This window comes from Streptomyces sp. NPDC005262 (assembly GCF_042872425.1).
Classification (GTDB): Bacteria; Actinomycetota; Actinomycetes; order Streptomycetales; family Streptomycetaceae; genus Streptomyces.
Genome location: NZ_JBIAKK010000002.1, coordinates 1,041,610 through 1,062,726, shown reverse-complemented (window position 1 = coordinate 1,062,726; position 21,117 = coordinate 1,041,610). Strand labels below are relative to the sequence as shown.

Here is a 21,117-nt window from a genome sequence, read left to right as displayed (position 1 = left end):
GCCCGGGAGCGCGGGGCGGGCGCTTAGGGTCGAGTCATGCAGACCCCTGACTCCCGATGGCGCCGGTGGACCCGCGGACGCGGCCGGTGGGTGGCGGCCCTGGCCGCGCTCGTCGTGCTGGCGGGCGCCGGCACCTGGACCGCGGCGGCCGACGACAGCGCGCCCGCCGTGCACCGCGAGGACCGGATGATGCAGGTGGACGGGGTGTCGATCGACACCTCGTACTTCACGTCCGGGGGTTCGGAGCGCCGGCCCGCCGTGCTGATCGGGCACGGCTTCGGCGGCTCCAAGGACGATGTGCGGGCGCAGGCCGAGAAGTTGGCCGGTGCCGGTTACGCCGTCCTGACCTGGTCGGCCCGCGGGTTCGGGAAGTCCGGCGGGGACATCTCGCTCAACGCACCCGGCCGCGAGGTCAAGGACGTGTCCGGGCTGATCGACTGGCTGGCCCGCAGGCCCGAGGTGCAGCTGGACGGCAAGGGCGACCCGCGCGTCGGCGTCACCGGTGCCTCGTACGGTGGCGCGGTCTCGCTCCTCGCCGCCGGGCACGACAAGCGCGTCGACGCCGTCGCACCGGTGATCTCCTACTGGAACCTCTCCGACGCGCTCTTCCCCGACGGTGTCTTCAAGAAGCTCTGGGCGGGGATCTTCATCACCTCGGGCGGCGGCTGCGACAAGTTCGAGAAGCAGCTGTGCGACATGTACGAACGGGTCGCCGTCTCCGGGAAGCCGGACGCCGCCGCCCGCGCCCTGCTGACCGACCGCTCCCCGGCCGCCGTCGGCGACCGCATCAAGGTGCCCGCGCTCATCGTGCAGGGACAGACCGACTCCCTCTTCCCGCTCGGCCAGGCCGATGCCATGGCACGCACCATCAGCGGGAATGGCGCGCCTGTCTCCGTCGACTGGATCGCGGGCGGGCACGACGGCGGGGACCTGGAGAGCGGTCGGGTCGAGAACCGGATCGGGTCGTGGTTCGACCGGTACCTGAAGGAGGACAAGGGCGTCGACACCGGGCCCGGCTTCCGCGTCACCCGTACCGGAGGTATCGACTCCACCGATGGCGCCGCCCTCCAGCGCGGCGCGAGCAGCGACCGTTACCCGGGGCTGTCGAGCGGCGGCCGGCAGATCACGCTCACGGGCACGGGAGGCCGGCAGGAGATCACGGGCCTGGGCGGGAGCAGCAGCCAGGGCGGCGCACGGGACGGTGCGAACGGTGGCGCACCGGACGGTGCCTCCGCCGGTCTGCGGACGCAGACCTTCCGGAACCCGGCCGGCGCCAACCCGCCCGCCATCTCCGCAGTCCCGGGCGTCGGCGGCGGACTCGCCCAGCTCTCCACCCTCGGCGTCGGACTCTCGCTCGACTTCCCCGGCCAGTACGCCCGCTTCGACTCCGCACCCCTCGGCACCTCGATGCGTATCACCGGATCACCCACCGTCCGTGTGAAGGTGACGGCCGGGCAGGGTGATGCGGTGCTGTTCGGCAAGGTGTACGACGTGGCGCCGGACGGACGGCAGCAGGTGCTGCCCGCCCAGCTCGTCGCCCCCTACCGGATCACGCCCGCACAGCAGAACAAGACCGTCGAGCTGACCCTGCCCGCCGTCGACCACGCCCTCGACGCCGGACACCGGCTCCGTCTGATCCTCTCGGCCACCGACCTCGGCTACGCCTCACCGGCCGAGCCGACCACGTACACCGTCTCCCTCGACGGCCCGCTGACCGTCCCCACCGCACCCGCGGTGAAGACCGCGTCGGCCGGACTGCCGTGGTGGACCTGGGGACTTCCCGCCGCGGCCGCCGTCATCGCTCTCGCGCTGCTGCTCACCGCACGCCGCCGCACCGCGACCCCGGCCCCGGACCCGGCGCTCGCCGACGTCCCCCTCCAGATCACCGGCCTGTCCAAGAAGTACGCCAGGTCCGCCGACAGGTACGCCGTCAAGGACTTGTCCTTCCGGGTCGAGAAGGGCCAGGTCCTCGGACTCCTCGGACCGAACGGGGCGGGGAAGACCACCACCCTGCGGATGCTGATGGGGCTCATCGGCCCCGACGGCGGCGAGATCCGCGTCTTCGGGCATGCCATCCGGCCGGGCGCGCCCGTGCTGTCCCGGGTCGGGGCGTTCGTCGAAGGGGCGGGCTTCCTGCCGCATCTGTCCGGGCGGGCCAACCTGGAGCTGTACTGGCAGGCCACCGGACGTCCCGCCGAGGACTCGCACATCGAGGAGGCCCTGGAGATCGCCGGACTCGGCGACGCGCTGGCCCGCGCGGTGCGGACGTACTCGCAAGGCATGCGGCAGCGGCTCGCCATCGCCCAGGCCATGCTGGGCATGCCGGACCTCCTCATCCTCGACGAGCCGACCAACGGTCTCGACCCGCCCCAGATCCGCGAGATGCGGGACGTGATGATCCGGTACGCGGCCGGGGGCCGGACCGTCATCGTCTCCAGCCATCTCCTCTCCGAGGTCGAACAGTCCTGCACCCACCTGGTGGTCATGGACCGAGGCCGGCTCGTCCAGGCGGGCCCGGTCGCCGAGATCACCGGCTCCGGCGACACCCTGCTGATCAGCACCGCGGCGGAGGTCGCCGAACCACTGGTGGACAAGGTCGCCGCGCTGCCCGGCATCGGATCCGCGGTCCGTACCGACGACGGGCGCGGGCTGCTCGTACGGCTCGACGGCGACACCTCGTCCTCCGCGCTGATCGCCGAACTCGTCCGGCTCGACGTGCCGTTGACCGGTGTCGGACCGCACCGCCGCCTGGAGGACGCGTTCCTCACCCTGATCTCCGGAGGCTCCGCATGAGTGCCGCAGTCGATGTCACCGACACCGCCGAAGCCCGCGGATACCGGGCGCGGCACACCCTGCCGCTGCGCGTCGAGGCCGTGCGGCAGCTGCGCAGGCGCCGCACCCTGCTGATGGGCGGGGTGCTGGCGGCCCTACCGTTCATCCTGATCACCGCGTTCGCGATCGGGGGCACCCCGGACTCCCGGGGCGGCGGCGACCGCATCACGCTGATGGACACGGCGACCGCGTCCGCCGCGAACTTTGCCGCGACCTGCCTGTTCGTCTCCGCCGGGTTCCTGCTCGTCGTGCCGGTGGCGCTGTTCTGCGGGGACACCGTCGCCTCGGAGGCCAGTTGGTCGTCGCTGCGCTATCTGCTGGCGGCGCCCGTCCCCCGGGCCAGGCTGCTGTGGAGCAAACTCGTCGTGGCACTCGGCTTCAGCCTGGCCGCGATGGTGCTGCTGCCACTCGTCGCCCTGGCCGCGGGAGCCGCCGCGTACGGCTGGGGGCCGCTCCATCTCCCCACCGGGGGCGCGCTGGCGACCGGCGACACCGTGCCCCGGCTCGCGCTCGTCGTCGCGTTCATCTTTGTGTCCCAACTGGTCACCGCCGGGCTGGCGTTCTGGCTCTCGACGAAGACCGACGCCCCGCTGGGCGCGGTCGGCGGCGCGGTCGGGCTGACCATCGTCGGCAATGTCCTCGACGCCGTCACCGCACTCGGTTCCTGGCGCGAATTCCTGCCCGCGCACTGGCAGTTCGCCTGGGCGGACGCCCTTCAGCCCGACCTGGAGTGGGGCGGCATGGCAAAGGGCGCGGCGATCTCGGTGACGTACGCCCTGATCCTGTTCGCGTTCGCCTTCCGGGGGTTCAGTCGTAAGGACATCGTGTCCTGACCTTGATGTTCCGAGGCGATTCGCGGCCTTCGCGCCCGCCGTTGCCGCATCGAGATTCATCCGCAACGTCTTCGTCTGCTCCTTGACGCCGTCCCGACCGTCACATTCACAAGTGCTGACACGACGTTGGGGGCAGAGAATGGAACGCCGGACGTACAGAGGGACATACGCAAGGACGCTGGGTCTGCTTCTGGTGGGCGGGGTGCTGCTCACCGGCTGCGGGGGCGGGGACGGCATGAACGACTCGGCGGTCGACAGCGCGAAGCGCACACAGGGGACGAGCGGGGGCGGCCAGGTCGCGCCCGCGCCGGCCCCCGGTGCGTCGGACGACAGCGCGCAGAACGCCGAGGGCGCGCGGCAGAAGCCCGTGGCGCCGGACTATCTCTCCACGTTCGCACTGGACGTGGACACCGCCAGTTACGGGTACGCGCGCCGCAAGCTCGCCGACGGCGAACTGCCGGGAGCGCAGACCGTACGGCCCGAGGAGTTCGTCAACAGCTTCCGTCAGGGCTACCGGCGGCCGTCCGGCAACGGCTTCTCGGTGACGGTCGACGGAGCCCGGACGGACACCGGCCGGGGAGACGGTGCGCGGGCCGGCGACTGGTCGCTCGTACGGGTCGGTCTGGCCACCCGGGTCGCGGACGAGCACGGCGAACGCCCGGCCGCCGCGCTCACCTTCGTGGTCGACATCTCCGGTTCGATGGCCGAACCCGGCCGCCTCGACCTGGTGAAGAAGTCCCTCTCCCTCCTCACCGACGAACTCCGCGACGACGACTCCGTCTCCCTGGTCACCTTCAGCGACGAGGCGAAGACCCTGCTGCCGATGACCCGGCTTCGGGACCACCGCGGAAGGATCCACGACGCAGTCGACTCCATGGAACCGACGGACTCCACGAATGTGGAAGCGGGGATCCGGCGCGGCTACGAGGAGGCGGTCGACGGCCACCGCGAAGGTGCCAACAACCGGGTCGTCCTGCTCTCCGACGCCCTCGCCAACACCGGCGAGACCGACGCCGACGCCATCCTCGAACGGATCGACGCCGCCCGCCGCGACTACGGCATCACCCTCTTCGGCGTCGGCGTCGGCAGCGACTACGGCGACGCGCTGATGGAACGCCTCACCGACAAGGGCGACGGCCACACCACGTACATCGCCGACGAGACCCAGGCGCGAAAGGTCTTCGTCGACCAGCTCCCCGCCCACATCGAATTGCGGGCGCGCGACGCCAAGGCCCAGGTCGCCTTCGACCCGAAGACCGTCCAGCAGTTCAAGCTCATCGGCTACGAGGACCGGAAGGTCGCCGACGACGACTTCCGCGACGACAGCGTGGACGGCGGCGAGGTCGGTCCCGGCCACACGGTGACGGCGCTCTACGCCGTACGGCTCCGCGACGGCGCCGCCGGGCATGTGGCGACCGCGACGGTGCGCTGGCTGGATCCGAAGACGCGGGCGCCGCACGAGCGGTCCGGATCGGTCGAGACCGGCGCGATGGACGGCAGGCTGTGGGGCGGCGACAGCGGCAGCCGGCTCCAGGTGGCCGCGGTGGCTGCGTACTTCGCGGAGGACCTGCGTGGCGGCAAGCTGCCGGGTCAGCCGGGGCTCGGTGAACTCGCGGATCGGGCAGCGGAGTTGGCGACCGCCACGGAGGACAGCTCGGTCCGGAAGCTGGCAACCGCGATCGCCCGGGCGGACGGACTCAGGGGCGGCAGCGGATCGGACGGCGGGGGACAGCAGGAGGGCGAGATGGACTGACCGCGGGGGAGCCCGGAGGGCGGCGAGCCGGGGACGTGAGGTGGTGGGGACGGGGGGCGGTGCTGAGCGGCGGCCTTGCGGAAATGGCACCGCGCACCCCGCCCCGCCACGCCATGATGTGAGACATGGCCTCCCTGCTGCTCGCGCTCGCCGCCGCCGTCACCGGCCTCTACGCCGGTTTCCTGTTGTCCTTCCTGATCGGGATCATGCCCGGCCTCAAGCCGCTGCCGGACGACGAGTTCGCCGCCGCGATGCGCAGCTTCAACGAGAAGGTGCCGGGGCCGGTGTTCCTCGTTCTCTTCCTCGGGGTGGTCGCCTTCCCGGTCGCCGCCCTCGTCGTACCGGTCGACGGCCGGACCTCCGCCGAGGGCGGTCTTGTCGCGGGCGCCCTGGCCTGCGCGGTGCTCAGCCATCTCGTCACCGTGATCGGCAATGTCCCGCTCAACTCGGCACTCGCGGCAGCCGAGGGCGGCGACGACAGCGTGGCCCGCCGGGCCTTCGAGCCCCGCTGGAACACCCTCCACCGGATCCGCACCGTGCTGTCGACGGGTGCGTTCGCGCTGCTGGTCGCCGCGGCCGTGTAGGGCGGGTGGCCGGGGCGGCCCGGCGGATCACGGCCGGGGCCGCGGCGTCCGGCACCTCCCCAAGTCATCGGCTTCCCTCGCAGCGGGGGTAGGGCCGGCCCTACCCCCGGGACTCCGGCAGCACGGATGGTCCGGGCGGATCGGCGTCTTCTACGGTGAGGCCATGCGCCCCCGGAATGTGTGGCAGGCCCTGGCGGGCCCCCGTTATCTGCTGTCGTCCTGGCCCTGGCGGTCGGCCGGATACCTGCTGAGCGGAGCCCTCGCAGGCATCCTCGTACTCTTCGTGATCACGCTTGGCGTGGTGCTCGGCGGCGTGCTCTCCCTGGTGGCGGTCGGGCTGCCGCTGCTCGCGCTGACGGCTCTCTGCGGCATCCCGGTGGGAGCCGCGGAGCGGGGCAGGCTCCGCCTGATCGACCGGTCCCCGACGCCCGACCCGCACCGCCGGCCGGCCGAGCCGGGTCTGTGGAGCTGGCTGACGTACCGCTACCGGGAGCAGGCGACCTGGCGGGAACTCGGATACGCGCTGCTGCTCGCCGTGGTCCTCTGGCCGCTCGACGCCCTCGCGCTGGCAGCCTGTACGGCTGTCCCGCTGTCGCTGATGTCCACCCCCGCGGTGATGCAGCTGTACGGGAACGGCGAGGAGGCCCGCGTGGTGAAGCAGTGGACGGTCACCGGCTGGCCCGAAGCCTTCGCCACCGCGGCCGCCGGTCTCGTACTCCTGGCGCTCGGCTGCTGCGTCCTCGGCCTGCTGGCCGGGGCGCAGGCAGAACTGACCCGGCTTCTGATCGGTGACCGCCGAAGCGAGTTGAGGGACCGGGTCACTGAACTCGCCCGCTCCCGCGTCCGGTTGGTCGATGCCTTCGAGGCGGAACGCCGCCGCATCGAACGCGACCTCCACGACGGGGCCCAGCAGCGCATCGTCGCACTCACCATGACCCTCGGACTCGCCCGTCTCGACGCCCCGCCCGGCCCCCTCGCCGACCAGCTGACCAAGGCTCATCAGGAGGCGGGCCGGGCGCTCGCCGAACTGCGTGAGCTGATCCACGGCATCCATCCCAAGGTGCTGGCCGACTACGGCCTGGAGGCGGCCGTCGCCGACGCGGCCGACCGCTCGTCGACACCCGTCGACCTGGACCTGGCCCTGCCCGACCGGTACCCCGAAGCCGTCGAGGCGGCCGCGTACTTCGTGGTCTGCGAGGCCTTGGCGAACATCGCCAGGCACAGCGGCGCGAGCCGTGCCGAAGTGACGGGCGGCCACGTGGCGGGCCGGCTGTTCCTGGAGGTCCGCGACGACGGCCGCGGCGGGGCCGGCACCGGCGGCGGGGGAACGGGACTGACCGGCCTCGCCGACCGGGTGTCCGTACTGGATGGCAGACTTGCGCTGTCCAGCCCGCCCGGCGGCCCGACCCTCTTGCGCGTGGAGATTCCTTGCGTTCCCTGCCTTCCCTGCGAGCGGACCGATCGCTCCGTGTAGTGCTGGCCGAGGACAGCGTGCTGCTGCGCGAGGGCCTCGTCGGACTGCTCACCCGCTGCGGCCATGAGGTCGTCGCCGCCGTCGGCGACGCGGAAGGGCTCCTCGCGGCGGTCGCCGCGCACACGCCGGACATTGTCGTGACCGATGTCCGGATGCCGCCCGGCTTCCAGGACGAGGGACTGCGCGCGGCGGTGGAGCTCCGCGCCGAGTGGCCAGCGCTGCCGGTGCTGGTGCTCAGTCAGTATGTGCAGCGTACGTACGCCGCCGACCTGCTCGACTCTGGCGACGGCTCCGGCGTCGGCTATCTGCTCAAGGACCGGGTCGGTCAGGTCGAGGAGTTCGTCGACGCCCTGCGGGAGGTCGCCGACGGCGGCACGGTCGTCGACCCGGAGGTCGTACGCCAACTCCTGCGCCGCCGACGCGATCCGCTGGAGCGGCTCACCGCCCGGGAGCGGGAGGTGCTGGCCCTGGTCGCCCAGGGCAGGTCGAACGGGGCGATCGCCGCGGAGCTGGTGGTCTCCGAGGCCGCGGTGGGCAAACACATCGGCAATATCCTCGCCAAGCTGGACCTGCCACCGGCCGACGAGACGCACCGCAGAGTCCTGGCGGTGCTGGCCTTCCTGCGCGCGTAACCCTCGCCGAGGTCGTCCCGGTGAGGGGTGGCACGGCCTGGCACAGGCGGTGCCGCCCACCGGCGCCTTCGGCGGGCGATGTCTCAGCGGTACGCATGAGCGACTCGTCAGTACACTGAAAAAGGAAATACCACTCAATCCGGGTGTCCTGCCCTACGCGGGTTCGCGGAGGGAAGTGAGCGATGGCTGAACAGCTCCTCATGGACGAGGCCGGCGCGGCGCGACTTCGGATGATCATTGAAGCAGGTGCGGAACTCAGGGGTGCCGATCTGCTGAGTTTCGCGCTGGAGCACGCGGTGACGGAGGCGGGTGGGCTGGGCGGAATGGTGCATGTGCGGGGCCCCGGAGGCCGGGGGCTGCTGCTGATGGCGAGCAGCGGACTGGTCCGCACCGTCGCGCAGGACTGGGAAGAGATCGAGGAGCACGGCGGGACCGCGCCCGCCCGGGCGGTGACCGGCGGCGTGTCGGTATGGACGCCCGCAGCCGATGACAGGGGCCGTGCCTCGGAAGCCTCCGCGGCGCCCGGCACGCAGGGCGACTCACCGGACAGCACAGACGAATCGGCCCCCGGAGACACTGCCGGCCACCACCCCCACGGTTCCGCCCCGTGGTCCCCCACCTCCGCGCTGCCCGACGGCAGTGGGCTGCTGGCCGTTCCGCTGCTCACCCCGGGCGGGGCGGCCGGCGCACTGTCCGTGCTCACTGTCGGCAAGGGGCAGCCCACGCCGTGGCAGCGCGGGGCCATCGAGGTGCTGGCCGCCTGGGCCGCCCTGCGGCTGAGGGACCAGCGGACGGGGTCGGACCGGAGCGAAGCCGGTCGGCTGCGCGAGAAGCAGCCCGGCTCGGGACTGCCGGTGGAGCCGTCCGCAACCCTGCTGCGGCAGGCGCTGGAAGCCCTCAAGATGGGTTCCTGGGAGTGGGACCTGGCCACCGGCGAGCAGGTGTGGGACGAATCGACCCTCGCCATCCTCGGTATGGAGGGGGAGTCCTCGAAACAGACTTTCGAGACGTGGACCCAACTGGTCCACGCCGACGACCTGCCCTGGCTGCTCGTCGAGATCGAGCAGGCGATCCGCAACCGCCGGGTGTCCGCTGTGGAGTACCGGGTCTGCCGCCCCGACGGGACCCCGGGCTGGGTCAGCGCGCGGGGCCGGGTCCTGCCGGGGGAGGACGGCCGGCCCGCCCGCATGGTCGGCACGGTGTGGGACACCACCGAGAGCCGGATCGCCCGGGACTCGGTGAGCCGCGCGCTGCTGCACATGAGTGAAGCGTTCTTCGCGGTCGACAGCGGGTGGCGGATCACCTTCGTCAATGTGGAGGCGGAACGGTTCCTCGGCGCCTCGCACGACCTCCTCGGCCGGGTCCTGTGGGACGCCCTTGACGAGATCGGCGTCGACGCCATCGAACTCGGCCTGGAGGCGGCCTACCGGCGGGCCGCCGAAAGCGGCACACCGGGCGGGTTCGACGTGCGGTGGCCGACCAACCGGCGCTGGTACCACATGCGGCTGGTCCCGGTGCCGGACGGCCTGACGGTGTACGCCGCCGATGTCACCGAGATCCGGTCGCAGGAGGCGGAGACCGCCACGGCGGAACGCGTCACGGCCGACCGCACCGCCCGTATCACCGAGCTGACCAGCGCGCTCGCCGAGGCCCTGACCATGCAGGACGTCGTGAACGCCGCCGCCGAGCGGGTCATGGCGCCGTTCGGCGCCTCCGGCCTCGTCTTCCATCTCATCGAGGACGAGATGGTACGGGTCGCCGGGGCGGTCGGATACCCGCAATCGTTTCTCGACCGGGTCGACGGGGTACCGGTCAGCGACATCACCCCGGTCGACGAGGTGCACCGCACCAGGACGCCGACCTTCATCGACTCGGCGGAGGAGTACGTCGAGCGCTATCCCGACCGGGTCGACTCCCCCGCGGCGATCAACAAGTCCGCCTGGGCCTTCCTGCCGCTGATCGTCTCCGGCCGTTTCATCGGATGCTGCGTGATCTCCTTCACCGAACCGCGCCACCTCAGCGGGGAGGAGCGGGCGCTGCTCATCACGCTCAGCGGGCTGATGGCACAGGCCATCGAGCGCGCCCGGCTGTTCGACGCCGAGCACACCAGGGCTCAGGAGCTCCAGCGCGGTCTGCTGCCGGAGGTTCTGCCCACGCTGCCCGCTGTCGCTGCGGCCGCCCGCTATCTGCCCGCAAACGAGGGCGTCGAGGTCGGCGGCGACTGGTACGACGTGATCCCGCTGTCCGGCGCCCGGGTGGCGCTGGTCATCGGCGATGTGATGGGACACGGCCTGTCCCAGGCGGCCACCATGGGCCGGCTGCGCACCGCCGTACACACGCTCGCCGATCTCGACTTCGCGCCCGACGAGCTCCTCAACCGCCTCAACGACGTGGTCAACGACCTCGGTGACGACTTCTACGCGACCTGCCTGTACGCCGTGTACGACCCTGTCACCCGCACGTGCACGTTCGGCTCCGCCGGGCACCCCCCGCCGGCTGTCGTGCACCCGGACGGCACCACCGAGTTCCTCACCCGCCCACCGGACCCACCGCTGGGCGCCGCTCTGCCGCCGTTCGAGACCACCGAAGCGGTCCTGGAGGAGGGCAGCCTGCTCGTGCTCTACACGGACGGGCTGATCGAATCCGCGACCCGGGACATCGACCGGGGCATGTCCCACCTGACGAAGGCGCTGGCCACCGCCGCTGCCGCCGTGCAGGACCAGGACGAAGCGGCATCGCTGGAGCGGCTCTGCGACGACATCCTGGCCGAGCTGCTGCCGGGCCAGCAGCTCACGGACGACGCCGCGTTGCTTGTGGCCCGCACCCGCGCGATACCCGCCGAGTCGATCGCCGGCTGGGTCCTCTCCGACGGCCCGATCGCCGCCCAGGAGGCCCGCAACCACGTCCGGGACCAGCTGGCCGACTGGCAGCTCGACGAGCTCGCCATGACCGCGGAGCTCCTGGTCAGCGAGCTGGTGGGAAACGCCGTCCGGTACGGCCGAAGCCCCATCGGGCTCCGGCTGCTGCGCGCGGAGGGCCTGATCTGCGAGGTGTCCGACGGCAGCCTGACCACGCCCCGCATCCGGCACGCCACCGAGACCGACGAGGGCGGCCGCGGACTTCAGCTGGTCGCCGCCCTCGCACAGCGCTGGGGTGCCCGCTACACGGCCACCGGCAAGTGCATCTGGACGGAACAGCCGGTGCCCTGACCGCTCTTCAGCCGGGCGGCGGCCGGGTCCGCCGTTCGAACGCAAGAAACGCCCCTGAGGGGGCCCATGCGGTGGCCCCTCAGGGGTGCGCCGACACCGCGGTCTCCGGGTGGCGGTCGACCGCTGGAGATGATCAGTTGTGGCCGAACTTTCGCTGCTTCCTGTGGGACACCGGCTCCGATATCGAGCGCACCGTGTCGGGCGTGGACGTCGTCTGCGGCTGCTGCTCCTTCGTCTCCGCAACAGCGCTGCGTTCATGGCCGCCGGTCCGGGCACCACGGTTCTGCCGGCTCTGTTTCTTGCTCACGATCATGCCTCCTGTCAGCGGCTGTCGTTCTCGAGAAATAGGCCAATACCAGATTCGCATGTAAGTGCGAACGTCGCATTTCGGGCATCGTCGTGCGCGATGTCGCCGGGCCGGTCCGGATCACGACCGGATGTCAGCGGGCTGCCCCGTCAGGGCCTGCGCTGAGATCAGGCGGGATAGGCGTGAGTCTGGGTCGCTTTGACCGTCGCCCAGACCGTGGCACCCGGGTGGAGGTCGAGTTCGGCCGCCGCGACCGTGGTCAGGTCGGCGGCCAGGGGGAGTTCGCCGGTGAGGTCCGCGCGGATCTGATCGCCGTGGGTCTCCAGGCCGGCCACCTCGCACCGCCACAGGTTGCGCGCGCTGGAGCCGGTGGGGCGGTCGCGGTACAGGGTCACGGCGCCCGGCGGGAAGGCGACGAAGGCGGGGCCGGTGAGGTCCTCGGTGGTGGTGATTCCGGGTCCCGCGTCGAGTCGTACGGTGTGGCCTTCGGCCCGCCCCCTGTAGAGGTTCAGACCGACCAGCTGGGCGATGTAGTCCGTACGCGGACGACGGGCGATGTCGGAGGGGGCGCCCTCCTGGACGACTCGGCCGTGCTCGATGACGACGAGCCTGTCGGCGAGGACCATGGCGTCCAGCGGGTCGTGCGTGACCAGCACGGCGACTGCCTCGAACTCGGCGAGGTGGCGACGCAGTTGAGCGCGCACGTCCAGACGGGTGCGGGCGTCCAGTGCGGCGAGCGGTTCGTCGAGCAGCAGCAGCCGGGGATGGGTCGCCAGGGCGCGAGCCAGGGCGACGCGCTGGGCCTGGCCGCCGGAGAGACGGCGGGGTCTGGCACCCGCGTGGTCGGCGAGGCCCATGCGGTCCAGCCACTGCGCGGCCTGCGCGCGCGCCTCGGCCCTGGACGCGCCCTGGCAGCGGGGGCCGAAGGCGACGTTGTCCAGGGCGGAAAGGTGCGGGAAGAGCAGATAGTCCTGGAAGACCACGCCGACCGGACGGGACTCGGGCGGCGTACGGTCCAACGAGGCGCCGTCGAGGCGCAGATGACCGCCGGTGAGCGGAGTGAGCCCGGCGAGCGCGCGCAGCGCGGTGGTCTTTCCGGCACCGTTGGGCCCGAGCAGCGCGATGACATCACCGGGCGCGGCGGTCAACGCCACGTCGAGCCGGAAGGAACTGCGCTCCACGACGAGGCGGGCGTCGAGGCCGTCGTCGCGTGCGGCGTCGGGGACGGGGCCGGCGGTGGCGCTGTCGATGTGGGTCATGACGCCGTCATCCAACGGTCCCGCAGCCCGGCCAGCACCGCGATCGACACGGCCAGCAGCACCAGACTGAGCGCGATCGCCGCTGCCGGGTCGCTCTGCAACGCCAGGTAGACGGCCAGCGGCATCGTCTGGGTACGGCCCGGGAAGTTGCCCGCGAAGGTGATCGTCGCGCCGAACTCGCCGAGCGCGCGCGCCCATGCCAGCACGGAGCCGGCCGCGATGCCCGGGGCGATCAGCGGCAGGGTGACCCGGCGGAACGCCGTGAAGCGGGAGGCACCCAGGGTCGTGGCGGCCTCCTCGTAGCGAGGGTCGGCCGCCCGCAGCGTGCCCTCCACGCTGATGACGAGGAACGGCATCGCGACGAACGCCTCCGCGACGACGACCCCGGCCGTGGTGAACGGCAGGGTGATCCCGAACCAGGAGTCCAGCCACTGCCCCACGAGACCGTTGCGGCCGAGAGCCATCAGCAGTGCCACACCGCCCACCACCGGGGGCAGGACGAGCGGCAGGGTCACCAGGGCGCGTACGAGGCCGCGTCCGGGGAAGTCCGTACGGGCCAGCAGCCAGGCCAGCGGCACACCGATGACCAGGCTCACCGCCGTGGCCGCGGTGGCGCAGACCAGGGACAGCTGCAGCGACTGCCAGACCTCCGTGCTGGTCAGCTGCTCGGGCAGGCTGCGCCACGGCGCCCGTACGAGCAGCGCGACCAGGGGCAGCAGCAGGAACGCCAGACCGATCAGCGCGGGCACCAGCAGCGGGAGCGGAACCCCCGCGCGGCGGCGTCGGACGCGTCCGCGCCGCGGCCGGCCCGGGAGGAGCTCGACCGCGGCGTCGGACTTGTCGGGAGAGGTCACGGCTTGAGGAACCCGGCCTCGGTCAGGACCTTCTGGCCCTCGGCGGACTGCACCAGTTCGATGAATGCCTTTGCCGCGTCCGCGTTGGGCGCGTCCTTGAGCAGGGCGATCGGGTAGTCGTTGACGGCGTCGGCCGACTCGGGGAACTCCACGCCCTCCACCTTGTCACCTGCTGCCTTCACGTCCGTCTTGTAGACGACCGCGGCGTCGGCCTCCTTCAGCTCGACCTTGGTCAGGGCGCTCTTGACGTCCTGCTCGTACGAGACGGGGGTGAGCTTCAGACCGCTGGCGTCGAGGGCCTTCTGGGCGGCGGCGCCGCACGGCACGGTCTTGTCGCACAGGACGACCTTGAGGCCGGCCTTGGTGAGGTCCTTGAGGGAGGAGACCTTGTCGGGGTTGCCCGGCAGGGTGGCGATCTCCAGCTGGTTGCGCACGAAGGTGGACGGGGTACCGGACGCGTCCTTCGCGTCGGTGACGATCGCCATGGTCTTGGGGCTGGCGGCGGCGAAGACGTCGGCCGGGGCGCCACCCGTGATGCCGGCGGCGAGGGTGTCGCTGCCACCGAAGTTGAAGGTGACCTTCGTACCGGGGTGTTCCTTCTCGAACTCCTCGCCCAGGGTCGTGAAGCTTTCCTTGAGCGAGGCGGCGGCGAACACCGTCACCGTGCCGGACAGCTTCTTCGACGAGTCCGTTGGCGCCGAGGCGGACGAGTCCGACTTGGACGACGAGTCGTCGGACGAGGAGCAGGCGCTCAGTGCCAGCAGCGCAGCAGTACCTGCAACGGCCACCTGCAGGGTCCGGCGGGTCCGGCGTGCGGAACGGGTCATCACGGGTCCACTCCCTCTGATTCTTCTCTGTCCGGTCCGAGGACAATCCGGCGGTCCGGCTCGGCGTGCAGCCTGCCGCCGCCGACCCGGCGCCCGAGCGCGTCGACACCGACGCCCGTCAGGCAGCCGCCTCCCCGGTCCGGTGGGCATGCACATGGGGATGATACTGCCGCAAATGCAAGGGTGAAGTCTCCTGTTGCATTGCATGAGCTGGACTGTCTGTGGGCAGGGTATGCATGTGCGTTTGTACGGAGCTGCGGTCCGGGTGCCGTCATCCGGGGGAGGTGGTGGCCAGTGAGCCGGCCCTTGACGGAACGGGTTGCCGATCCGGTGGCGGAGATCGCCCTGACCGGGGACGTTGCGCGCCCGGCCCGGCTGACCGTGTCCGACCTGCTCGGCTGGCCCCAGCACCGCGTGCGGGTCAGCTTCGAGTGCGCCACCAGTGGCATCCAGCATCACGGCTTCACGGGACCGTTGCTGCACGACGTCCTGTCCGCCGCCGGCCCCGTCTTCGACCCGGCCCGGCGCAAGGACCGCCTTCGCTTCCTGATCGCCGTGACGGGCGCGGACGGCCACCACGCCCTCCTCTCCTGGGCGGAGATCGACCCGGACTTCGGCCGTGCCGCGGTCCTGCTCGCGGTCAGCATCGACGACACCCCGCTCGACCGTGCCGGACCTCAGCTCGTGCTGCCTCAGGACCGCTGCGGAGCCCGGCATATCAGCGGCATCAACGCGATACGCGTGGACGGTGGTTACCCCTCGTGGACGTGACACCGCGAGAGGAACCCGGCTCGTGGACGTGACATGGGCGAGCGGAGCCCCGCGAGCCCGGCCGGTCCGGTCGGCGTCCTGGTCGCGGAGCACGTACCGCAGGAGGCGGGCGGGGCGGGCGGCGCATTCTGCTGCGTCGGCCGGAGCGGGTGGTCACATACACCCGTGAGCGGCATGTCGCCCGGGCGGCGGCCGCCCGTTACCGCCCACGGGGCGGCCTTCTGCTTCGTAGCGGCGTGGTCCACGGGGGCCGCCCGCTCGCCCCGCGTCAGGCGCGGTCGATGTGCACGTTCGTCGACTTCACACGGGCGGTGGCCTCCATGCCGACCTCCAGGCCCAGCTCCTCCACGGCCTCCCGGGTCAGCAGCGAGACCAGTCGGTGCGGACCCGCCTGGATCTCCACCTGCGCCGCGATATCGCCCAGCTTCACGGCGGTGACGATGCCGGGGAAGGCGTTGCGGACCGAAGTGTACGAGGCGTCCTCCTCGCCACTCCCGGTCCTGGCGAGCTCCACGGAGAAGGCGGCCAGGTCCTTGCCGTCGATGAGCCGCCGGCCACCCTCGTCGCGGTGGGTCGCCACCCGGCCGGCATCCGCCCACCGCCGTGCGGTGTCGGGACTCACGCCCAGCAGCCGGGCGGCCTGGCCGATCGTGTAGGACTGCATGTGCGCCAACATAGGTGCACTCACCCGCGGGACCCAAACAGGCCCCGGGGCGCGCCGATCGCGCGCCGGAGCTGCGACGTCGTCGCCGAGCGGCGGTCCGCCCCGTCGACGGCCCCGGAAACCGGCACGATGACGGGCCGGCCGTGGGTGTCCGCGAAGGCGCGCACGGCGGCGTCGGGGGCGTCGGCGAAGGCGGGCGTGCGGACAACGGCCGCGCTGACCGTCTCGCACATCACCAGCTCGTCCCGGAACCTCGCCAGGTCCTGCGGGGACTGGCCGGGCAGGCCCAGACGGGCGCGGAGACCGGCGGCGGTGTCGAGGTCGCCCTCGTTGAGCGCGACCACCCGGTCCGGGGCGCCGAAGAGGGCGGACAGTGTTGCGGCCGCGGCGCTGACCTGCCCGAAGTCATCGGTGGCGGTGACCTCGACGACGCCGGCGGCGGCAGGCGGCAGCGAGGACCGGCCGAGCTCCGTCGTCACGTAGGTGACCCGGTGGGTGGTGTGGTCGATGTAGTTCTCGTACAGGGCGTGCTCGTCGCGCCAGCGGTGCACGACCAGGATGTGCGGGCGGGTGTCGACGGCCGCGTGGTGGGTGGTGGCGCCGGGCGTGCGGCGCTGCCCCGTACGGCTCGTGCAGGCGGTGTCCTCGGCCGGGTCGCCTGTCGGGACGGTCGCCGGATCGCGTGGGGCGGTCCGCTGCGGGGCGGTCCGGTACGGCATCGGGTTGTGGGTCATGTCAGGCACACCTGTCTCTTCGGTCTCCATGCGGATGCCGTCGGCGACCCGGCCGCACCGGGCGACCGCCTCGTCGGCGTCGCGGCCGGGGTCCGTCTCGGTCGGAGGTGACTCTTCCGTCGGCCCCGGAGGGTCGGAACCATCAGAAATATGACGCCGCACAGTCATGAAGGCAGCGGCCGGTTCAGATCCCTGCAGCTGCAAGCTTGTGACCCTTTCGAGGCCCGACCACCCGCGCGCAGAGTCGTTCCGGGCGGCACAGCCCGACGGAAACGACCGCGGGAACGGTCGCGGCGGACGACTGTGGGGAAGGTCAGCATGACCAGAACAGCCGTGGTGACAGGGGCGAGCGGCGGGATCGGCGCGGCCATCGCCCGACGCCTCGCCAAGGACGGGTTCGACACCGTACTGGTGGCGCGGCGGGGCGAGTTGATCCAGCGGGTCGCCGAGGAGACGGGCGGGCGGGCGCGAGCCCGTCCGGGTGGTCGAGGTGGCACCCGGGATGGTGCACACCGAGGAATTCGCCGTGAACCGCTTCCACGGTGACGGGGAGCGGGCCGCCGCCGTCTACGCAGGGGTCGACCGGCCGCCGGCCGCCGAGGACGTCGCCGAATGCGTCTCCTTCGCGGTCGGCCTGCCGCAGCACGTCAACGCCGACCAGCTGGTGGTGCGCCCGCTCGCCCAGGCGGCCCAGCACAAGATCCACCGAGGCGGCCTCTTCGCCGGCTGAGGCCGGGCACTCCTTCGCGCCTTCCCGCCCGGCGATCTGCCGGCGCCGACACCCGGCCGTGTACGCGACGGCCGCGGACCCGGAGTGCCGGCCGGCCGGTGCCCGGCTGATGGCGGCCGTGCGTACCGAGGTCCGCCGTCACGGGTCCGCGGACCGCAGGTCGGCGGCAGAGCTCGGCTCGCTCGCCGCCGACTGGTCGCGGCACACGGCCAAGCACTTCCGCGCACTGCTCGACGACTGCGGCACCGACGGTGCGCCGCTGGCGCTCGTGGCCGGCGCGTCTCTGCAGGAAGTCAGGTCGCCGGCCGGCGCCGACGAACCGACCGACGAACCGACCGACGAACGAAATGACCGACTGACGAACTGATCGGCCCACACCGTTGAAGGAGAAGAGAGTTGGAAACCAACGAGCACACCCTGAGCGCTGCCGCGCTCCTGGAGACCGCCCACAAGGCTGTCTCGCAGGGCTATCCCTGCGACGACCGGCTGGCACGTGCCGCGCTGCACCTCATCGAGTGCGCCACGGACGTCGTCGTACGTCTGCCCGACCGTGACATCGACTCGGCGCGGGAGGCGCTCGGGCTGGCCCGGGCGGCGGTGGTGACCGCGACCTGTGCCGTACGGGAGATCCACGCCCAGGCCCGGGAGACGTCCGAGCCGGTGTCCCTGCCCACCCCCGGGAAGGCGCCGGCCGGGTCCACGCGTGGTCCCGGCCGGGTCTGCTGCGGCCTCGACCGGTAGCCGGGGCGACCGTTCCGCCCAGGTCAGGAACCCTGTCCCGTGCCCGCGAAGCCCCGCTGTCGCACCGCGGCAGCGGGGCTTCGGCGTGGGGCGCATGTTCGTGCACTTGGTTTCGTACTTACGCACTGCACAAGTCTGACCTTATTGGGGGCCGCCTGTTTTCGAAGAATAGAGATGTGAGCGGGGGAGCCGCCCACAAACATCGAGAAGAGGAATCAAATTATGCGTAGCAACGCGTTCCAGATGAAGCTTTCCACCACTCGCCGTGGGATTCAGTCCGCCCTGGTCGCTGCTGCTTCGGCGGTACTCGTCGCCACTGCGGTGGGCGTCGCGACCGCCGGTTCCGCCGTGGCCGACACCACCACCACGACGACCACCCCCACCACGAGCGCCTCGCCCGACGATCACGGCTGGGACTGAACAGGCATATTCCAGAAGCACAATATCGAGCACCGCTGAACAGAATCCATCGGAGGAACGTACGATGACGATCAGCCCGGCCCTTGAGGTCCCCGCCACTGACGCACCCGTCTTCGGTCCCGAAATCGAACTGCGCAGCCAGATCACCGTCGAGCTCGTCGACCACACCGCTTCCGACCTGGGAGTCGTACGTGCGGCGCGGGTCTCCACCGCCGGCGAGGCGGCGCACCGCGAGGAGCGCGGTGACGCGTATATCGGAGGTCTCATCCGGTATTTGATGCGCAGCCGTCACGGCAGCCCTTTCGAGCACAATTCGATGACCTTCCTGGTGCACGCGCCGATCTTCGCGATCCGCCACATGATGCGTCACCGAATGTGGTCCTTCAATGAGGAGAGCGCCCGCTACAAGGACCTCAAGAACGTCTTTTACGTGCCCGATCGCGACCGGGCGCTGAAACAGGAGGGGAAGCCCGGTCACTATCAGTACGTGCCGGGCAGCGAGGAGGACTACGAGCTGCTCTCCACCGCCACCAGCGAGGCATACCGGTCCGCCTTCCGCGAATACCAGAAGATGCTCGACGCCGGAATCGCCCGCGAGCTGGCCCGCATGGTGCTCCCCGTGGCCACCTTCTCCACCGTGTACGCCACCTGCAACGCCCGCTCGCTGATGCACTTCCTCGGCCTGCGCACCAACCGCGCCGACGCCGCCTATGTGTCGCACCCGCAGCGGGAGATCGAGGTGGTGGCCGAGCAGATGGAGGACGAGTTCGCGCGGCTGATGCCGCTGACCCACGAGGCGTTCGAGAAGTTCGGACGCGTCAGTCCCTGACCTGATCGCGATCCGACGGAGGTTCCTGTCATGAGAATCACGGTCTACGCGGGCTCGGCCCTGGGGAACCAGGCCATCTACCAGGAAGCCGCCGCGGCCTTCGCCAAGCAACTCGTCGCCGAGGGGCACGAGATCGTCTACGGCGGGGGAGCGGCCGGCCTCATGGGGGTCGTCGCCGACTCCGCCCTGGCGGCCGGCGGCCGGGTCACCGGAGTGATCCCGAAACACCTTGTCGAAGCCGAGGTCGCCCACCAGGGCCTGACCGAACTGCACATCGTCGACACCATGCACCAACGCAAGCAGATCATGGCCGACCTGGCGGACGCCTTCGTGGCGTTGCCGGGCGGGGTGGGCACCGTCGAGGAGATCCTCGAAGCCTGGGCCTGGCTCATCCTCGGCCGGCACGGAAAGCCCATGGCGATGCTGAACGTGGACGGCTACTGGGACCGGCTCCTGCGGATGATCTGCCGCATGTCCGCCAGCGGATTCCTGCGTGAGCAGGAGCTCGGCACCCTCGCGTCCGTCGGGGACGCGAACGAATTCCTCGACCTTGTAAGCCAGTGGGAGCCCCCGCCGCCGCGATGGGGCTGAGATCGGGAGTAGGAGCGATGTCGGTACTGAATGTGGAGAGTGCGGCCCCCGAGGCCGCGCAGGTCACCGTGGTGGACGGCTATGTCCCGGTGATCGACCTGAGTTCCGCCCGGTCGGGCGGGGAGGCGGAACGGCAACTGGCCGCGGTGATCGACGAGGTCTGCCGTACCAGCGGCTTCCTGGTGATCGTCGGCCACGGTGTGCCCGAGCGCACGATAACGGAGATGTACCGGGCCACCCGGGAGTTCTTCGCGCTGTCGGCCGGGACCAAGGCCGAACTGCTCGCCGTTCCGGCCGACCCGCTGATGCGGGGATTCGGTCGCAAGGGCAGCCTCGCGGCCTCCAACGCGGAGGCCGAGGTCGAGCAGGAGCGGGCACTGCCGGACATCTCGGAGACCTTCACGGTCAACCGCCTGGGCGAGCCGGATGCCGACCGGGCGCTGCCCGCCGACGCCGACCCGGCTCTGCGGACCCCGAACCGCTGGCCCGAACTGCCCGGCTTCACCGAGGCATACCGGTCCTACTACGCGGCGATGGAGGTGCTGGCCGCGGACATCATGCGGCTGTTCGCCCTTGCACTCGATCTGCCCGAGAACTGGTTCGAGGACAAGATCGAGCAGCACATGACCAACCTGACCGCCAACTTCTACCCGCAGCAGCCGGAGCCCCCCGCGCCCGGCCAGCTCCGCAAGGGGATGCACAGCGACTGGGGCAGCCTGACCATCCTCTACCAGGACGACGGCCCGGGCGGCCTGCAGGTCCTCGACAAGGCCGGCCAGTGGCTCGACGTGCCCGTCATCGAGGGTTCCTTTGTTGTCAACATCGGTGACCTGATGGCTATTTGGACCAATAATCGGTGGGTGAGCACCGTCCACCGGGTGGTCAATCCGCCGCGTGAGCTGGCTGGAAAGGAACGCTACTCGGTCCCCTTCTTCCACCAGCCGGCCTTCGACGCCCTCATCGAGTGCATCCCCACCTGCACAGGCCCGCTCAATCCGCCGAGGCACCAACCGGTGCGCTCGGGCGACTACATCATCGGTAAGTTCAGCAGAGCGTATGGCGCGTAAGTCCGG

The 21,117-nt window shown here is 71.2% G+C and carries 21 protein-coding genes and 1 pseudogene; 16 read left to right on the top strand and 6 right to left on the bottom strand.

Translation table 11 applies throughout. The annotated features are described in order from the left end of the window. The first annotated feature begins 36 nt into the window (after positions 1-36). From ACFYP5_RS09935 to ACFYP5_RS09905, 7 genes are all read left to right on the top strand, one after another. Entirely contained in the window at positions 37-2,793 is a 2,757-nt protein-coding gene (locus ACFYP5_RS09935) for an alpha/beta fold hydrolase (protein ID WP_389032855.1), read from the top strand. Then, the gene (locus ACFYP5_RS09930) at positions 2,790-3,665 is read left to right on the top strand and encodes an ABC transporter permease (RefSeq protein WP_389032853.1); all 876 of its coding nucleotides are present in this window, start codon (positions 2,790-2,792) and stop codon (positions 3,663-3,665) included. The genes ACFYP5_RS09935 and ACFYP5_RS09930 overlap by 4 nt, the downstream gene beginning before the upstream one ends. A gap of 139 nt (positions 3,666-3,804) precedes the next feature. Next, positions 3,805-5,418, top strand: a complete 1,614-nt coding sequence (locus ACFYP5_RS09925) for a von Willebrand factor type A domain-containing protein (protein WP_389032850.1) — start codon at positions 3,805-3,807, stop codon at positions 5,416-5,418. Between the two features lie 125 nt (positions 5,419-5,543). Then, on the top strand, positions 5,544-6,002 hold the full coding sequence (locus ACFYP5_RS09920; protein WP_389032847.1) for a DUF1772 domain-containing protein: 459 nt from the start codon (positions 5,544-5,546) through the stop codon (positions 6,000-6,002). A gap of 163 nt (positions 6,003-6,165) precedes the next feature. Next, a complete protein-coding gene (locus ACFYP5_RS09915) occupies positions 6,166-7,476 on the top strand; it encodes a sensor histidine kinase (protein ID WP_389032844.1) in 1,311 nt (436 codons plus the stop codon). Beyond that, on the top strand, positions 7,476-8,108 hold the full coding sequence (locus ACFYP5_RS09910; protein WP_389032841.1) for a response regulator: 633 nt from the start codon (positions 7,476-7,478) through the stop codon (positions 8,106-8,108). The genes ACFYP5_RS09915 and ACFYP5_RS09910 overlap by 1 nt, the downstream gene beginning before the upstream one ends. Before the next feature lie 182 nt (positions 8,109-8,290). After that, on the top strand, positions 8,291-11,317 hold the full coding sequence (locus tag ACFYP5_RS09905; RefSeq protein WP_389032838.1) for a SpoIIE family protein phosphatase: 3,027 nt from the start codon (positions 8,291-8,293) through the stop codon (positions 11,315-11,317). 133 nt (positions 11,318-11,450) lie between these two features. Here the strand turns inward: ACFYP5_RS09905 and ACFYP5_RS09900 are convergent, their stop codons facing one another. The 4 genes from ACFYP5_RS09900 to modA all read right to left on the bottom strand — a co-directional run bounded on the left by ACFYP5_RS09900 (position 11,451) and on the right by modA (position 14,564). Next, the gene (locus tag ACFYP5_RS09900; RefSeq protein ID WP_389032836.1) at positions 11,451-11,630 is read right to left on the bottom strand and encodes a hypothetical protein; all 180 of its coding nucleotides are present in this window, start codon (positions 11,628-11,630) and stop codon (positions 11,451-11,453) included. Positions 11,631-11,791: 161 nt separating this feature from the next. Continuing rightward, positions 11,792-12,883 carry an ABC transporter ATP-binding protein gene (locus tag ACFYP5_RS09895; protein WP_389032834.1) on the bottom strand — a complete coding sequence of 364 codons (1,092 nt, stop codon included), beginning with the start codon at positions 12,881-12,883 and terminating at the stop codon, positions 11,792-11,794. Next, complete coding sequence (gene modB, locus ACFYP5_RS09890) at positions 12,880-13,737, bottom strand: molybdate ABC transporter permease subunit (protein WP_389032831.1); 858 nt, start codon at positions 13,735-13,737, stop codon at positions 12,880-12,882. The genes ACFYP5_RS09895 and modB overlap by 4 nt, the downstream gene beginning before the upstream one ends. Next, a complete protein-coding gene (modA, locus tag ACFYP5_RS09885; RefSeq protein WP_389032828.1) occupies positions 13,734-14,564 on the bottom strand; it encodes a molybdate ABC transporter substrate-binding protein in 831 nt (276 codons plus the stop codon). The genes modB and modA overlap by 4 nt, the downstream gene beginning before the upstream one ends. A 294-nt stretch (positions 14,565-14,858) precedes the next feature. Between modA and ACFYP5_RS09880 the strand changes: the two genes are divergently transcribed. After that, a complete protein-coding gene (locus tag ACFYP5_RS09880; RefSeq protein WP_389032826.1) occupies positions 14,859-15,335 on the top strand; it encodes a molybdopterin-dependent oxidoreductase in 477 nt (158 codons plus the stop codon). Between the two features lie 268 nt (positions 15,336-15,603). Here ACFYP5_RS09880 and ACFYP5_RS09875 read toward each other — a convergent pair whose 3' ends face one another. Then, a complete protein-coding gene (locus tag ACFYP5_RS09875; protein ID WP_313937349.1) occupies positions 15,604-15,999 on the bottom strand; it encodes a helix-turn-helix transcriptional regulator in 396 nt (131 codons plus the stop codon). Positions 16,000-16,019: 20 nt separating this feature from the next. Then, complete coding sequence (locus ACFYP5_RS09870; protein WP_389032823.1) at positions 16,020-16,733, bottom strand: hypothetical protein; 714 nt, start codon at positions 16,731-16,733, stop codon at positions 16,020-16,022. A 150-nt stretch (positions 16,734-16,883) separates the two neighbouring features. Here ACFYP5_RS09870 and ACFYP5_RS09865 point away from each other — a divergent pair, with 150 nt between their 5' ends. From ACFYP5_RS09865 to ACFYP5_RS09830, 8 genes and pseudogenes are all read left to right on the top strand, one after another. Beyond that, positions 16,884-17,279 (top strand): SDR family NAD(P)-dependent oxidoreductase, encoded by a 396-nt coding sequence (locus ACFYP5_RS09865; RefSeq protein WP_389032820.1) that lies wholly within the window; start codon positions 16,884-16,886, stop codon positions 17,277-17,279. Next, positions 17,203-17,463: pseudogene (locus tag ACFYP5_RS09860) on the top strand (oxidoreductase); the annotation flags it as partial. The gene ACFYP5_RS09865 and the pseudogene ACFYP5_RS09860, both read left to right, overlap by 77 nt. 58 nt (positions 17,464-17,521) lie before the next feature. After that, positions 17,522-17,830, top strand: a complete 309-nt coding sequence (locus ACFYP5_RS09855) for a hypothetical protein (protein ID WP_389032817.1) — start codon at positions 17,522-17,524, stop codon at positions 17,828-17,830. Positions 17,831-17,859: 29 nt separating this feature from the next. After that, complete coding sequence (locus tag ACFYP5_RS09850; RefSeq protein WP_389032815.1) at positions 17,860-18,204, top strand: hypothetical protein; 345 nt, start codon at positions 17,860-17,862, stop codon at positions 18,202-18,204. A gap of 222 nt (positions 18,205-18,426) precedes the next feature. Continuing rightward, on the top strand, positions 18,427-18,624 hold the full coding sequence (locus ACFYP5_RS09845) for a hypothetical protein (protein WP_389032812.1): 198 nt from the start codon (positions 18,427-18,429) through the stop codon (positions 18,622-18,624). A 64-nt stretch (positions 18,625-18,688) separates the two neighbouring features. Beyond that, positions 18,689-19,453, top strand: coding sequence for an FAD-dependent thymidylate synthase (thyX, locus tag ACFYP5_RS09840; RefSeq protein ID WP_389032810.1), 765 nt, complete (start codon positions 18,689-18,691; stop codon positions 19,451-19,453). Between the two features lie 30 nt (positions 19,454-19,483). Beyond that, positions 19,484-20,044, top strand: coding sequence for a TIGR00730 family Rossman fold protein (locus ACFYP5_RS09835; RefSeq protein ID WP_389032808.1), 561 nt, complete (start codon positions 19,484-19,486; stop codon positions 20,042-20,044). A 17-nt stretch (positions 20,045-20,061) separates the two neighbouring features. Beyond that, complete coding sequence (locus ACFYP5_RS09830; RefSeq protein WP_389032805.1) at positions 20,062-21,111, top strand: isopenicillin N synthase family dioxygenase; 1,050 nt, start codon at positions 20,062-20,064, stop codon at positions 21,109-21,111. Positions 21,112-21,117 lie beyond the last annotated feature (6 nt).

Coding starts and splice junctions, on each gene's coding strand:
- ACFYP5_RS09935 (WP_389032855.1), top strand. CDS start 37: ATGCAGACCCCTGACTCCCGATGGCGCCGGTGGACCCGCGGACGCGGC.
- ACFYP5_RS09930 (WP_389032853.1), top strand. CDS start 2,790: ATGAGTGCCGCAGTCGATGTCACCGACACCGCCGAAGCCCGCGGATAC.
- ACFYP5_RS09925 (WP_389032850.1), top strand. CDS start 3,805: ATGGAACGCCGGACGTACAGAGGGACATACGCAAGGACGCTGGGTCTG.
- ACFYP5_RS09920 (WP_389032847.1), top strand. CDS start 5,544: ATGGCCTCCCTGCTGCTCGCGCTCGCCGCCGCCGTCACCGGCCTCTAC.
- ACFYP5_RS09915 (WP_389032844.1), top strand. CDS start 6,166: ATGCGCCCCCGGAATGTGTGGCAGGCCCTGGCGGGCCCCCGTTATCTG.
- ACFYP5_RS09905 (WP_389032838.1), top strand. CDS start 8,291: ATGGCTGAACAGCTCCTCATGGACGAGGCCGGCGCGGCGCGACTTCGG.
- ACFYP5_RS09900 (WP_389032836.1), bottom strand. CDS start 11,630: ATGATCGTGAGCAAGAAACAGAGCCGGCAGAACCGTGGTGCCCGGACC.
- ACFYP5_RS09895 (WP_389032834.1), bottom strand. CDS start 12,883: ATGACCCACATCGACAGCGCCACCGCCGGCCCCGTCCCCGACGCCGCA.
- modA (WP_389032828.1), bottom strand. CDS start 14,564: ATGACCCGTTCCGCACGCCGGACCCGCCGGACCCTGCAGGTGGCCGTT.
- ACFYP5_RS09875 (WP_313937349.1), bottom strand. CDS start 15,999: ATGCAGTCCTACACGATCGGCCAGGCCGCCCGGCTGCTGGGCGTGAGT.
- ACFYP5_RS09870 (WP_389032823.1), bottom strand. CDS start 16,733: ATGACCCACAACCCGATGCCGTACCGGACCGCCCCGCAGCGGACCGCC.
- ACFYP5_RS09865 (WP_389032820.1), top strand. CDS start 16,884: ATGACGCCGCACAGTCATGAAGGCAGCGGCCGGTTCAGATCCCTGCAG.
- ACFYP5_RS09845 (WP_389032812.1), top strand. CDS start 18,427: ATGCGTAGCAACGCGTTCCAGATGAAGCTTTCCACCACTCGCCGTGGG.
- thyX (WP_389032810.1), top strand. CDS start 18,689: ATGACGATCAGCCCGGCCCTTGAGGTCCCCGCCACTGACGCACCCGTC.
- ACFYP5_RS09835 (WP_389032808.1), top strand. CDS start 19,484: ATGAGAATCACGGTCTACGCGGGCTCGGCCCTGGGGAACCAGGCCATC.
- ACFYP5_RS09830 (WP_389032805.1), top strand. CDS start 20,062: ATGTCGGTACTGAATGTGGAGAGTGCGGCCCCCGAGGCCGCGCAGGTC.